At 32.9% G+C, this 13,616-nt stretch carries 13 protein-coding genes and 1 riboswitch; of the genes, 5 read left to right on the forward strand and 8 right to left on the reverse strand.

Annotated elements, in window-relative coordinates; genetic code table 11:
• Nucleotides 1–86 precede the first annotated feature (86 nt).
• Nucleotides 87–1,103, reverse strand: coding sequence for a cytochrome d ubiquinol oxidase subunit II (locus ACSULM_RS06040; protein WP_069994826.1), 1,017 nt, complete (start codon nt 1,101–1,103; stop codon nt 87–89).
• Nucleotides 1,103–2,455, reverse strand: a complete 1,353-nt coding sequence (locus ACSULM_RS06045; protein WP_436861397.1) for a cytochrome ubiquinol oxidase subunit I — start codon at nt 2,453–2,455, stop codon at nt 1,103–1,105. Before ACSULM_RS06045 ends, ACSULM_RS06040 begins: the two co-directional genes overlap by 1 nt.
• A gap of 197 nt (nt 2,456–2,652) precedes the next feature.
• Here ACSULM_RS06045 and ACSULM_RS06050 point away from each other — a divergent pair, with 197 nt between their 5' ends.
• Nucleotides 2,653–2,883 carry a glutaredoxin family protein gene (locus tag ACSULM_RS06050; protein ID WP_436861347.1) on the forward strand — a complete coding sequence of 77 codons (231 nt, stop codon included), beginning with the start codon at nt 2,653–2,655 and terminating at the stop codon, nt 2,881–2,883.
• A gap of 213 nt (nt 2,884–3,096) precedes the next feature.
• Here the strand turns inward: ACSULM_RS06050 and ptsP are convergent, their stop codons facing one another.
• The 5 genes from ptsP to auxA form a co-directional block, all read right to left on the reverse strand.
• On the reverse strand, nt 3,097–4,812 hold the full coding sequence (gene ptsP / locus ACSULM_RS06055; protein ID WP_436861349.1) for a phosphoenolpyruvate--protein phosphotransferase: 1,716 nt from the start codon (nt 4,810–4,812) through the stop codon (nt 3,097–3,099).
• A gap of 2 nt (nt 4,813–4,814) precedes the next feature.
• Nucleotides 4,815–5,081, reverse strand: a complete 267-nt coding sequence (locus ACSULM_RS06060; RefSeq protein ID WP_069994833.1) for a phosphocarrier protein HPr — start codon at nt 5,079–5,081, stop codon at nt 4,815–4,817.
• Nucleotides 5,082–5,244: 163 nt separating this feature from the next.
• Nucleotides 5,245–5,787 carry a DUF697 domain-containing protein gene (locus ACSULM_RS06065; protein ID WP_436853574.1) on the reverse strand — a complete coding sequence of 181 codons (543 nt, stop codon included), beginning with the start codon at nt 5,785–5,787 and terminating at the stop codon, nt 5,245–5,247.
• 57 nt (nt 5,788–5,844) lie between these two features.
• Nucleotides 5,845–7,014: a class I SAM-dependent rRNA methyltransferase gene (locus tag ACSULM_RS06070; protein ID WP_436861351.1), complete on the reverse strand. Its 1,170-nt coding sequence runs from the start codon at nt 7,012–7,014 to the stop codon at nt 5,845–5,847.
• Nucleotides 7,015–7,177: 163 nt separating this feature from the next.
• Nucleotides 7,178–8,479 carry a lipoteichoic acid stability factor AuxA gene (auxA, locus tag ACSULM_RS06075; protein ID WP_436861353.1) on the reverse strand — a complete coding sequence of 434 codons (1,302 nt, stop codon included), beginning with the start codon at nt 8,477–8,479 and terminating at the stop codon, nt 7,178–7,180.
• A gap of 302 nt (nt 8,480–8,781) precedes the next feature.
• Here auxA and graF point away from each other — a divergent pair, with 302 nt between their 5' ends.
• The 4 genes from graF to ACSULM_RS06095 all read left to right on the forward strand — a co-directional run bounded on the left by graF (nt 8,782) and on the right by ACSULM_RS06095 (nt 12,252).
• Nucleotides 8,782–8,916, forward strand: coding sequence for a glycopeptide resistance-associated protein GraF (gene graF / locus ACSULM_RS06080; RefSeq protein WP_209436227.1), 135 nt, complete (start codon nt 8,782–8,784; stop codon nt 8,914–8,916).
• A 351-nt stretch (nt 8,917–9,267) separates the two neighbouring features.
• A riboswitch (TPP riboswitch) is annotated at nt 9,268–9,369 on the forward strand.
• Between the two features lie 80 nt (nt 9,370–9,449).
• On the forward strand, nt 9,450–10,025 hold the full coding sequence (locus tag ACSULM_RS06085; protein WP_436853570.1) for an ECF transporter S component: 576 nt from the start codon (nt 9,450–9,452) through the stop codon (nt 10,023–10,025).
• A 12-nt stretch (nt 10,026–10,037) separates the two neighbouring features.
• Nucleotides 10,038–11,453, forward strand: a complete 1,416-nt coding sequence (locus ACSULM_RS06090) for an ABC transporter ATP-binding protein (protein ID WP_436861357.1) — start codon at nt 10,038–10,040, stop codon at nt 11,451–11,453.
• Nucleotides 11,446–12,252: an energy-coupling factor transporter transmembrane component T family protein gene (locus ACSULM_RS06095; protein ID WP_436861359.1), complete on the forward strand. Its 807-nt coding sequence runs from the start codon at nt 11,446–11,448 to the stop codon at nt 12,250–12,252. Before ACSULM_RS06090 ends, ACSULM_RS06095 begins: the two co-directional genes overlap by 8 nt.
• Before the next feature lie 99 nt (nt 12,253–12,351).
• Here ACSULM_RS06095 and purD read toward each other — a convergent pair whose 3' ends face one another.
• Nucleotides 12,352–13,599 (reverse strand): phosphoribosylamine--glycine ligase, encoded by a 1,248-nt coding sequence (gene purD, locus ACSULM_RS06100; RefSeq protein WP_436861361.1) that lies wholly within the window; start codon nt 13,597–13,599, stop codon nt 12,352–12,354.
• Nucleotides 13,600–13,616 lie beyond the last annotated feature (17 nt).

A 13,616-nucleotide genomic window follows, 5' to 3' on the forward strand; every position in this document is an offset into this window, starting at 1 on the left:
CCTCCAATTTAAAAATCGTGGCATGGCTACCATATCAATACCTTACAGCATCAATATATAACCATAACCACATTTGAAAATTTTTATTATTTTTTGCCTTCAACATATTTTTTATCGAAAACGAATAATCTCAATAATAATATTAACGATGGAATGAGCAAAAGTAAACCTAAAATAAAGACAATTATTAGCGCAATTGCCATACTACTATTTACAACATGCTCATCAATTCGAATAAATGGATACAGTAAATATGGTAATTTACTTGCACCGTATCCGAAAAAGGCAAAGCCCATTTGCAATATGACTAGAATAAAAGCATAACCATGCCCTTTTTTCATAAGCGTTAAGACCATTGCACCTACAAAACATACAAAGCTTAATAAGAACATCCACCAATAATTTGAAACTGCATTTATGAAATGCGCTTCATTCTGTAAACGTAATGATAAAAATACAAATAATGAAATAGCTATCATTGGAGGTCCCCAAATTAAGAACCAATATCTCAATAAGTTATACGCAGGCTTATCTTTTGCTTTTGAAGCATAATACGTTAAGAAGCCTGAAGATATATACAATACTGAAATAATTGCTAAGAAAACAACTGACCATGAATATGGACTCAATAATAATTCTGTCCAATTTAAATCTAAATTATTTTCAGTACCGGTAATATAACCACCTTCTGAAATTGTTAACGTAGTTGCAAGAGAAGCTGGAATTAATAATCCGGCAATCCCATACATTGCTAACCAAGGTAATTTCGTATCTGGACCATAGTTTTCAAATGCATAAAATGCCCCTCTAATTGTCAATAATATCAATGCGATTGAAGCTGGTAAGAGTAATACTGTACCAAAATACATTGCTGTATCTGGGAAAAACCCTACCATTCCTACAAAGAAAAACACAAAGAATACATTAGTAACTTCCCATACTGGATTTAAATAACGTGCTATAAGGTGATTAATTTTTTTATCTTGTTTCGTTATTTTTGCATGTAATGTAAAGAAGCCTGCACCAAAGTCAATTGATGCAATAATGATATAACAAAATAAGAAAATCCAAAGTACCGATATACCAATATAAGCAAATAACATTATGCACCACCTCTTTCTTTGGCAATTGACTCTACATCTTTATATGCTGGTTTTTCTTTAAACATACGTATCAACACGTATGCAGAAGTAAATAACAATACAAAGTATAATAAACCAAACAATATTGTTACTAATGTTAAACCGCCAGCCTGTGTAGCTGCATCCGCAACTTTCAGGTATCCACGCACCATCCATGGTTGACGTCCTTGTTCAGTGAGGAACCAACCAAATTCAATTGCTAGCATAGCTGCAGGTCCTGTTAATAATGCACCATAGAGCATTGGTTTTGAAAATGTGAACTTGCGTAATTTTTTGAAAATAAGTGTCAATATAAATAGACCAGAAATAACTAAACAGAACACACCCATCGACACCATAAGGTCAAAATAATAATGTACGATCATTGGTGGGTGTAATTCTTTAGGGAATTCATTTAAACCTTTTACCTCAGTCTTAGTACTGTTATCAGCTAAGAAACTAAGTAATCCTGGAATTTTAATTGCTCCTGATACTTCTTGTGTTTTTTCATCAAGAGAACCAAATAATACTAAATCTGCGTTTGATTCACTTTCAAAATGCCATTCGTATGCTGCCAATTTTTCTGGTTGTTCTTGATGTAAAAATTTTGCTGATAAATCCCCGGCAAGCATAGAACCTAATGTGAATATAACACCTAAGATCATTGTTAGTTTTAATGCTTTCATATGATACTCAGTGTCTTTTTTAAATTTATTTTTTAATAGCTTAAATGCCGCAATCGCTGCTAATACAAAGGCCATTGTCATAAATGCTGTTGCAACTACATGAAATGAACGAATTAAGAACGAATCGTTGAACATTGCCGCTAAAGGTTCTACGTTAACCATTTTGCCATGTTTCATTTCAAACCCTGCAGGAGTATTCATAAATGAGTTAACTGCTGTAATGAAAAATGCAGAAAACGAACCACCAATTATTACAGGTATACTAATTAAGAAATGTGTCCATTTACCTTTAAATCTATCCCAAGTATATAAATAAATACTCAAGAATATTGCTTCGAAAAAGAATGCAAAAGTTTCCATAAATAATGGTAATGCTATTACATGTCCACCCATTTGCATAAATGTCGGCCATAGTAATGAAAGTTGTAGACCTATAATCGTACCTGTTACAACACCAACTGCAACCGTAATTGTATATCCTTTAGACCATCTTTTCGCTAATGTTGTATAGATGGGATTATTCTTTTTAATCCCTATAAATTCAGCAATAGCAAACATGACCGGCATGCCCACACCGATTGTTGCAAAAATTATATGTACTGCGAGTGTCATCGCAGTCAAAAAACGAGCTAATTCAACCGAATCCATAATATCACCTTTTTTATTTATTTGTGACAAAAATCACAACGTCCATTTATTATAAACTGCTTTACATAAATTTGAAATTAATTTCGCTTAAAATAAAGTGACAAATTAATGACCAATTTCATGCAATTTACACACTTGAAAAATATGCAAATGTCTCTTATATTTAAGTATATTGAATACAGAAAGGACTCCTAAATATGAATCAAATTATTATTTATACTCAAAATGATTGCCCTCCTTGCACGTTTATAAAAAATTATCTAAACGATAAAGGCATTGCATTTACTGAAAAAAACATTAGCCATACGCAATATAGAAGTGAAATGATTGACTACGATGCCTTTGCAACACCATTTATATTATTAAATGATGAACCTATGTATCAAATTGATATGGATAAGCTTAATGATACCTTAAACATTAAATAACCCTTTTGAAGAAAGATAGCTTGGAATTTCGATATTAATCGTAAAATCAATAATCTACCTTTAACGTAACTTATTTAGCGTCGTATTACAAAAGTAGACCATTCAAATATCAAACCTTTATAAATAAGTAAACAAGAAAATAAAAATGAGCTACACACAAAGTGATCACATTTGTGTGTAGCTCTCTTATTGTTCTATTATGATGACATCAAATTATTTAGCATATTGGCTAACTAATTCTTGTACTTCCTCAGATGTTGCACAATCGATTGCTCTTTGTGCTAACTCTTCCATTTCATTTTGACTAAGGTCTTTAATTTGGCGACGTGCTTTTAGCACTGAAGTCGCACTCATAGAGAATTCATCTAGACCTAGACCTAATAATAATGGAATAGCAATTTCATCTCCGGCCATTTCGCCACACATACCAGTCCATTTACCTTCTTTGTGTGAAGCTTCAATAACTTGTTTTACTAATCGTAAAATTGAAGGATTGTATGGTTGATACAAGTATGAAACACGTTCAGACATACGGTCAGCAGCCATTGTGTATTGAATCAAATCATTTGTCCCAATACTGAAAAAGTCAACTTCTTTAGCAAATACATCAGCTAAAGCTGCAGTAGAAGGAATTTCTACCATGATACCTAACTCGATATCATCTGAAACCTCAACACCATCATTTTTCAAGTTTTCTTTTTCTTCAAGTAGCAATGCTTTCGCATCTCTAAACTCTTTAATTGTTGCAACCATTGGGAACATGATATTTAATTTACCATAAGCTGATGCACGTAGTAATGCACGTAATTGTGGTCTGAAAATATCAGGTTGATCTAAGCATAAACGAATCGCACGATAACCTAAGAAAGGATTCATTTCTTCAGGTAAGTTGAGATAAGGTAATTCTTTATCCCCACCGATATCTAAAGTACGTACGACAACGCGTTTGTCTTCCATCGTTTCTAATACTTTTTTGTAGGCTTCGAATTGCTCATCTTCAGTAGGCATTTCATCTCTACCCATATATAAGAACTCTGTACGGTATAATCCAATACCTTCCGCACCATTTTCAATAACACCTTTTAAGTCATTAGGTGTACCAATGTTTGCAGCAAGCTCAGCATGTCTACCGTCTACTGTTGTTGTTTCTTCATCGCGTAATTTTTGTAGCTCTTGTTTATCTTCAAAGAAGCGCTCGCGCTTATTTTGGTAAGCGATAACTTCGTCTTCTGTAGGGTCAATGATTACTTCTCCAGTTAATCCATCAACAATAATCATATCACCTTGTTTAACTTCTTGTGTAATTGATTTCGTACCAACTACTGCAGCAATTTCTAATGAACGACTCATGATTGCTGAATGTGATGTTCTACCACCTATGTTAGTTACAAATCCTTGTACAAATTCTTTATTCAACTGAGCAGTGTCTGAAGGTGTTAAATCGTTTCCGATTATAACAACGCTTTCATCGATCATACTAGGATTTGGTAAATCAACACCTAAAATGTGCGCTAACACACGTTTCGAAACGTCGCGAATATCAGCAGCACGTTCTTTCATATATTCATTATCCATCGATTCGAAAATAGTAATGAATTGTCCAGTAACATCAGATAATGCAGTTGGTGCGTTAACTTGTTCATTTTTAATTTTTTCTTCAATCGGTTGAATTAATTCAGGGTCATCTAAAACAAGTAAATGCGCATCAAAAATAGCTGCTTTGTCAGCACCTAAGTTCTTTTCAGCATTGTTTCTAATTTTAGTTAATTCAACTTTAGATGTTTCGATAGCGTGATTGAACTTAGCAATTTCAGCATCAACGTCTGTGATTTTCTCACTATCAAATGATAGATCTGGTTCGACTAATAAATATGCTTTTGCAATAGCTACACCATCAGATGCAGCTATTCCGTTAATATAATTTGACATAATTATTTAGTTAAACCTTCTTTTGATAAAATATCAGTGATTGCTTGAATTGCATCCGCTTCATCGCTACCATCTGCATAGATAGTGATTTCTGCATCTTTACCTACACCTAAACTCATAACACCCATGATTGATTTCAAGTTAACTTTTTTACCGTTATATTCTAATTGAATATCTGAATCAAATTTTGAGGCAGTTTGAACAAGCATTGTTGCTGGACGAGCGTGAATACCTGTTTCGTCGATAATTACATATGATTTTTGTTCCATAATAGATTTCTCCTTCGTATAGTTAGAATCGTTAGTTTATTATAAAACCTAGCATAGTTTTATATAATAACATTACCAAATTATTTATTTAAATTCAATTCGTTGCACCCATGATATGACAATATTCAGCGAAATTTAACTATTTTGTGAAAACGCTATAGTTTTAGACTAATGATTTAACTACTTTTTCACATTTTTGAATGTGGTCATCACCAATTTTTTTCATAAAGTAATAACTAATCGAAGCTGATATCGCTTGTCCAACAATTGGAAACCATTTCGTCTGCTTAGCTGCAACACGTTTAGCAACATCACGAATAACAACTTTTAAAATAGCATTAGATACTTTTTTACCGATGAACTGACTACCTTGAATCGCTGCAGCTGCGAAAACGCGTTCTCTAACATCGTCCCCCATGTTGTTTACTTGCTTATGGTCTAAACCATAGATTTTATTTACATCTTCAATAATATCGCGCATAAGTTTGATGTCTACACCAAAATCTAGACCTGGGACAGGAACGATACTAATACTTGATGATAATACTGATTTTTTTCTAACTAGTGCTTCGGCACGTTTACGACGTTCTTCAATTTCAATATTTGAAGTTGGAATATTACCTTTTTGCTTGATATCTTCAATTTTCAAGACTTTATTGCCAACTTTTTGTGTAACATTATTTGTTAATTTATTTTTAAAACCCATAATTTCACTCCTTAAATATTAAATACATATTTAGTTAAATACCCATTTTTCAAAGTTTTACTGTACTTTTACAAAAATAGCTTTTAAATATTTCGATGGCTTGTAATGTGCATGTGTTTTAAAATCTTTTGGCAATCCCATTACATCTTTAATTTCGTATTCAACATTTGCTTCTTGAAGTGTATTATTGATTACGTTTTTAAACGCTTTTAAAGAAAATGCACTATTATTCGTACATAAAAGAAGCGTACCGTTTGGCCCTAATATCTCCAAGGCACCTTTGATTAATTTGTCGTAGTCTTTTTGAACCGTAAATGTTTTTTTCTTATTTCTAGCAAAACTTGGCGGATCAATAACAATAGTGTCATAAAATAAATCATGGCGACGTGCATAGTTAAAGTAATCAAAGGTATCCATAACATAAATATATTGTGATTTAGGATCAATACCATTCAAACCAAAATTCTCTTCGGTAAGTGCTCGAGAACGATTTGCTAAGTCAACACTTGTTGTCATCGTTGCTGGTTCAGCTGCAACTACTGAAAATGCACCCGTATAACTAAAGACATTTAGTATTTCTTTATTTTCTGCATAACGCTCTTTTAATTTTTTACGTACCTCTTTTTGGTCTAAGAAGATACCTGTCATTGGACCATCATTTAAATCTACATTATAGAAAGTAAAGTTTTCTTCAATGACAATTGGAAATTCAGGTGCTTCGCCATCGACAAAGCCACCTTTGATTTCAGCATCTTTAAAACGCATTTTTTCAAAAACTGATGTGTAATCAAATACTTGTTTTAACGCAGATAAGACATTGTAGCGGAATTTATAAATTCCCTTAGAATACCATTGAATCAAGAAATGACCATCATAGTTATCAATTGTAAGTCCGCCTACACCGTCACCTTCACCATTAAATACTCTAAATGCATTCGTACCATCAATATTATAAAAATATTGACGTTCTTCCTTAGCTTTTTCAAATAACTTTTCAAAAAATTGAGTGTTTATCACTTCATCTTTATCGTAACTTAATACCCAACCTACACCTTTATGTTGTTTTCCTACATATGCTGTCGCAATGTACTGTTCACTATCATTTACTAAATTGAATAAATCTCCTTCTTTTAAATGATCGTGTGAATATAAATCTTCTTCGTCGATTAATGGATATTCATTTAAATATTTTGTTTCTTTACCTTTATTTAACGTGGCGATTTTCATAAAATTATGTCAGCCTTTCTACTTTTTAAATTTATTATTATTATTTTCTTATTCATTTTATCATCTCAACTACAATGAAACATTAAATTTGTTGAAATAACTACAATTAACTGTAACTAAAAAACCTATCTTCCATTTTTCAGGAAAATAGGTTTTCTTAAATCTAGTATTTAGATGGCTCACGCAACTTCATAACAAATGCAACTATTACGGCAACTATCATAATTAATAATATTGGCGTGATAAAAATAGATAACAATAAGCCATGAACCATGATATTCATAAATTCTGTAATCAACTTGAAAAATAATAAACTTACCATAAATAATTGTAAATAATAAAATCTATCTTTCAAGAAATTCGTTAACGTCGTTAAAATATAAATAATGATAATAATCATCAAGAAGAATAATGTAATCCATTCAATTACATATTGCGTTTGTGATATTTCCCAATTACCTGAAACAAATAACGCATTTCTATTATTAAATTCGATTAACGTAAAGAATAGTAATACAGCACCACAGAATAACTCTACATACGCCGGTTTAATCCATTTTGGCTTTTTCATCCAATTTGGAACGTCATCTTCTTGAATATCAATAATTTCTTTCCATTTTGCTATGAACTTATCCTTTTTATCTCTCATTTTTTGGAGATCTACACTTCTACGTGTATTTCTTGTAAATTCAGTCGTTTTGTCTTGCAGATGTTTCCATCTTTCTTTCGTTTGATTCGTTACTGTTCCTTTACTTGTTCTTGATAATTCTGGTTCTTCCTCACCCAACTCTTGCTTCGTTAAAGGCAGTGCTCTTCTTAAGAATAAGAAATTCCAAATTGACATTTGACCTAGCAACCACATAATAATGAAGAATGTATTTACACTTAGAATGTCGATTGGAATAATTTCGTCACTGTCAATTCTACCAAACAACACGATTTGCGTTAATAGATAGCTAATGCCATAACTGAAAATAATCCATAAATAATGATTTTTTCTATGATCTGTATTTAACTCGTCTTTATAAACGATATAACCAATATGAATTGCAAATGGTATTACGAAAATAATAGCAAAAAAGCTATACACTTGAGTCATTAATATCAGTGTGATGATAAAGAACAGAATACCTATAACTAGAAAGAATACTGAAATATCATAGTCATATCTTGTTGTTCTAAACAATGTGAGTCCGAGCATAATTACACCAATACCAAATAAAATGATAATAATAGCACTGATTATTGGAAAGTTTCCTATGTAATTACTCATTACTCTTATAATTTCGCTAAAGAATGCATTAATAAAATCCCATACATTATGAATATGTAATTCAATTTTACCTTTACCATTTAATTTGTTTATTAACGGTAAATTAATCAATATGATGAGACCTGTGAAAAGCGAAACGATGCCTATAATATAACTAAATAATATTTCAGCGTGTTTCTTTATAAAAGACATACCATTCACCTCAAAAGTTATTATATATGAACATTTAGTTCTTGTCTTTATTTATCTAAGAAATAAGTCCATAGTATGATACAAAATGTTGTATAGTCAACTTTCCACTTACTGAACATACTCAAACACTTTTTTGTTTATCCTTCGATAATCTATACTTATTTTCTTTAAAATGATGACTAGTCCAGCTATGATTGCTGATTCGGGACTTCCATCTTATATTGAATTACAATGTTTGATTTTTTGAATAACGTGGTATGTTTTAATTACAAATCAATTTATTGATAAAGGAGCGCTTTATTATGAATAAAGAAGAATTAAACAAACAAGCAGCTGAAAAAGCAAAAGAAGCTGAAGATAAATTAAAAGATCAAAAAGAATCTGCAGAAGAAAGCACTGAAGAAACGAAGAAAAATATCCAAGATACTTTAGATTAATTCCGCGTTTTATTATAAAGATGTAAAAGATAATTGGGAGTGGGACAGAAAGCAAATTTTCTAATAAAGATTTCGTAGTCCCACCCCGACAAGGATGACTAGAGTTGAAAGGTTTACCTGAGCTGAATTTCAGGTATAATTTTCACTAACTTAATAAATTAAGCAGTGAGACTTTACATTTCAATTCAATCATCTACTGCCTAATTGGAAACATACTAACGATTAGCTATGAAGAAATCTATGACGATAGATTTTTTCATAGCTATCTTTTATAATTATAGAGAGATTTTCTATTGAGGTCCTTGACATTATCATTTAAAAATCATACATTATAATTAAATTTAAATAAATCATTCGCACTAGGGGTGTTTTGAAACTGAGATGAGGTATACCCTCAAACCCTTTGAACCTGATCTAGATGAAACTAGCGTAGGAAAGTGTACTGCGATACCTATGTCATAGGTATCCGTATGCCTATTTACGCGCACCTTAACTAGAAGGTTGTGCGTTTTTTATTTTTAGGAGGAAAAATTATGTCAAAAGGTTTAAAGCTTTCTGAGATTTTAGTAACGGTACTTATTGCCGTGGTATTCGCAGTCATTTATAATATTTGGAATTTCGTGTATAAAGCCGTACAAGTGACTGGGTTGCATTTTGAGGAACTAACGTATGGCGCATGGTTTATGGCTGCAGTAGTTGCATACCTAATCATACCTAAAGCAGGTATTGCTATTTTAGCAGAATTTGCTGCAGGTGCTGGTGAAACAATAGTCATGGGAAGATTCGATATTGCAACAATGGTCTATGCACTATTACAAGGTCTAGCTTGTGAAATTATATTCGCAATCTTTAGATATAAATCTCGTTCTGCCATGGTTGCAATGATGGCTGGATTTTTAGCAGCTGTGGCTACACTACCACTAGATTTTGCATATGGCTATTTAGGAGAAATCGCTGGATGGAACTTAGCATTATACATTGGTTTCAGATTAATTAGTGGCATCATCGTCGCCGGACTGCTCTCTTATTATATTGTTAAGGCGCTTGATCAAACCGGTGTAACTAAATTGTTCCGCCCAGCAACACAAAATGATTATGACAACTTATAAGGAGCAATCACTTTGATAGCTACAAAAAATTTACGCTTAAAATATCCTAATGGTCAGAAAAAAATATTTAATGACCTTTCTCTTCGAATAGAAGATAAAGAAAAAGTTTTACTATTAGGACCTTCGGGATCTGGAAAAAGTACATTATTAAATGTGCTTAGTGGTATTGTTCCAAACCTCATTGACCTTCCAATCAAGTATGATCAGTTGGAAATTGATACTTCATGTGGCGTCATTTTCCAAGATCCCGATAGTCAATTTTGTATGCCTAAAGTTTATGAAGAACTTGCTTTTGTATTAGAAAACCTACAAGTTCCAAAAGAAGCAATGCATACCCGAATCGTTGAAGCACTTGCAGCCGTTGATTTAGATGTGGATGAACATCAATACATCAATCAACTCAGTGGTGGTATGAAACAGAAATTAGCCATCGCTGAAACGATTTTACAACAAGCAAACACGCTGTTTTTAGATGAACCAACCGCAATGCTTGATGTTGAATCTACCGCCGATTTATGGCACAAAATCAAAGCCCTATGGCAAGACCAAACTGTACTTATTGTAGAACATAAAGTTGAGCATATTTGGGAACATGTTGATCGTGTCATACTAATGAATTATGATGGTGCCATTATTGCTGATGCTGCACCGACTACAATTTTAAATGAATATGAACATTTACTGACTGAATTTGGTGTATGGCATCCTAATGCTTGGCAATCAGCTCCTACACCAATGCGCTACACTGCAACAGACGTTGATGAAAGTGATGCTTTTAATGGACGAAATCTTTTGATCAAACGTGGTAAACAAGCCCTTGCTGATATTCCAAATCTACAGGTTGGCCAAGGTGAATGGATAACAATTACAGGTCCAAATGGCTCTGGGAAGACATCATTACTTGAATCAATGATGCAGCTCATTAAATATGATGGTCAAATGTTTATAGCTGGACAATCACTTACAAAGATTAAGCATGCTGCTAAATACATGTATTTAGTCTATCAAAATCCAGAATTACAATTCATTACGCACTCAGTATATGAAGAAATTCATATACAATACAAATACCAATTGCGTTCATCTCAAGAAGCTGAAGCGCAAACTCAAAATATGCTTAAAACTTTAAATTTAGAATCTGTACAATCACAACATCCTTATGAATTATCAGTAGGACAGAAAAGACGTTTGAGTGTGGCAATTGCATTAAGTTCAACGGCAAATTTTATCTTGTTGGATGAACCCACTTTTGGACTCGATAGTCATAATACTTTTAACCTTATTAAATTATTCCAACAGCGTGTACAAAATGGGCAAACGATTATTATGGTGACACATGATCCAGAAATCATCTCCCGTTATCCTACTCGGAAATTGCGTTTAGTTGATCACCACTTAGAAGCATTGGTAGGTGATTCAAATGTTTGATATTTGGAAAAAGCATCACACCTTTGTTGATGATGTAAATATAATTACCAAACTCGCGCTTGCGATTGTACTATTTTTCTTTGTTATCTTTGTGCATCAATTTGACTATATGCTATATATTACTTTACTCATACTTATATGTTTATTGATCTTTAATGGCTTACAGTTTAAAATCACTAGCGCTTTCATCATCTTCACTGTTATTTTCAGTCTGATATCAGCACTATTCATGATTTTTTATGGCGATGGCACACATACCCTATTTCAATTTGGATTTATCCATATTACTATGGAAAGTCTATACCGAGGGCTACATTTGGCAATGCGTACAACAACAGTATCCTTTTTTGGTATTTTAATCGCCTTTACTTCTCAAATCGTATTAGTATTTTATAGCTTAATGCAACATCTAAAGGTGAAGCCCAAAGTAGCATATGCATTTATGGCTGCTATTCGAATGGTACCTTTAATGTTCATTTCTTTAATACAATTAAGAAAATCATTAAAAATCCGTTATCAATTAATTAGCGCACAGAATTATCGTGGCTTTAATAGAATTAAACATTTAATCATCCCATTGCTAAGTCAAAATATCAGAAAAGCACATCAACTTTCAGTTGCAATGGAGAAAAAAGGGTTTAAAGATGGCCCTAGAACTTATTATTATCATGCACCTTTCTCGTATAAAGATATTCTATTCGTTGTCGTAGTTGGTATTATTTTAATAAGTGCTTATTTTTTAGCACAATACTTACCAATTACAGGCATAGAAGACGTTCGTATAAACCGTATATATTAGAAATTCAAAAAAATCATTTTAACCAATCCAAAAAGCGCGCAAACAAAACTTAAACCACTTTGTTTGCGCGCTTTTCTTATTTTAGTATTTGTAATTGTTTTATAAATTGTTATGAATTGCTTTATCGCTGATATCATTACGGTAAAACAAAGCATCACTTTCGATACGTTCAACTGCTTCATAAGCTTTTGCCTTAGCACTACGTATATCATTACCTTTACCTATAGCTAGTATCACACGTCCACCTGAAGTAACATAATGTTGATTTATTTTTTTCAATCCACTTACAAAATAATCACCATTCAACTCGAATCCTGAGACGTTGCCCCCTTTTTCGTAGGTACTTGGATAACCTTTAGAAGCTAACATTACGCCTACAACCGCATCTTCTTTCCATTCAAAATGTATCGGTTGTTTCGCCTCTAAATCAAGTATATGCTGCATCAAATCGCTTTCCATTCGAGTTAATAATACCTGCGCTTCTGGATCTCCAAATCGTGCATTAAACTCAATCACTTTTGGTCCTTCTTTAGTAATGATTGCCCCTATATAGAGCACTCCGAAAAATGTATAACCTTCTTTCGTCAACGCTTGAGCTATTGGCTGTGCGATTTCTTTATTGGTACGTTCTAGTATTTCATCTTTAATATGTGGTACTGGACAGTACGCCCCCATACCGCCAGTATTTGGACCTTTGTCATTATCAAAAGCACGTTTATGGTCTTGTGCAATACAATCAAATGGCACGGCATACTCACCATTTACAAACGTCATAAGTGAAAATTCTTCACCCTCTAAAAATTGTTCGAAAATCACTGTTTCTCCATCGTTTGTAAATAATGTATCGATGGCTTCATATGCTTCATTCAAGTTATTGGCAATGATAACACCTTTACCTGCCGCTAAACCATCTTTCTTTAATACGACTGGATATTCGCATGATTGTATATATTCAATCGCCTGTTGTTTCTGATTGAATTCTTGATATGTAGCAGTTGGAATATCATATTTTGCCATTAATTCTTTTGCGAAGCGCTTTGAACCTTCAATTTGAGCTGCTGCTTGGTTTGGGCCAAACACTTTGATTTGTGCTGCCTGTAATTTGTCAGCTAAACCTTCTGTAAGTGGTTGCTCTGGTCCAATAACTACCCATGCAATTTGATGTTTTTGTGCAAAATCTACAATTGTTTCATGCTCTGTTTCAGCTATATCAGTATGAATTGTAGCTACATTTTCCATCGCATCGTTTCCTGGAATTACATGTATTTCATCAACTAATGGTGATTGTACCAACTTATGTGCCAACGCGTGTTCTCTACCACCAGCGCCTATAACAAGTACTTTCATAAATGTACTACCTCCAA

The organism is Staphylococcus caeli (assembly GCF_051413795.1).
GTDB lineage: Bacteria > Bacillota > Bacilli > Staphylococcales > Staphylococcaceae > Staphylococcus > Staphylococcus caeli_A.

Excerpts from the sequence above, each read along its gene's own strand:
- ACSULM_RS06045 (WP_436861397.1), bottom strand. The coding sequence starts at position 2,455 with ATGGATTCGGTTGAATTAGCTCGTTTTTTGACTGCGATGACACTCGCA.
- ACSULM_RS06070 (WP_436861351.1), bottom strand. The coding sequence starts at position 7,014 with ATGAAAATCGCCACGTTAAATAAAGGTAAAGAAACAAAATATTTAAAT.
- ACSULM_RS06060 (WP_069994833.1), bottom strand. The coding sequence starts at position 5,081 with ATGGAACAAAAATCATATGTAATTATCGACGAAACAGGTATTCACGCT.
- ACSULM_RS06050 (WP_436861347.1), top strand. The coding sequence starts at position 2,653 with ATGAATCAAATTATTATTTATACTCAAAATGATTGCCCTCCTTGCACG.
- ACSULM_RS06040 (WP_069994826.1), bottom strand. The coding sequence starts at position 1,103 with ATGTTATTTGCTTATATTGGTATATCGGTACTTTGGATTTTCTTATTT.
- ptsP (WP_436861349.1), bottom strand. The coding sequence starts at position 4,812 with ATGTCAAATTATATTAACGGAATAGCTGCATCTGATGGTGTAGCTATT.
- ACSULM_RS06065 (WP_436853574.1), bottom strand. The coding sequence starts at position 5,787 with ATGGGTTTTAAAAATAAATTAACAAATAATGTTACACAAAAAGTTGGC.
- auxA (WP_436861353.1), bottom strand. The coding sequence starts at position 8,479 with ATGTCTTTTATAAAGAAACACGCTGAAATATTATTTAGTTATATTATA.
- ACSULM_RS06085 (WP_436853570.1), top strand. The coding sequence starts at position 9,450 with ATGTCAAAAGGTTTAAAGCTTTCTGAGATTTTAGTAACGGTACTTATT.
- ACSULM_RS06095 (WP_436861359.1), top strand. The coding sequence starts at position 11,446 with ATGTTTGATATTTGGAAAAAGCATCACACCTTTGTTGATGATGTAAAT.
- purD (WP_436861361.1), bottom strand. The coding sequence starts at position 13,599 with ATGAAAGTACTTGTTATAGGCGCTGGTGGTAGAGAACACGCGTTGGCA.
- graF (WP_209436227.1), top strand. The coding sequence starts at position 8,782 with ATGAATAAAGAAGAATTAAACAAACAAGCAGCTGAAAAAGCAAAAGAA.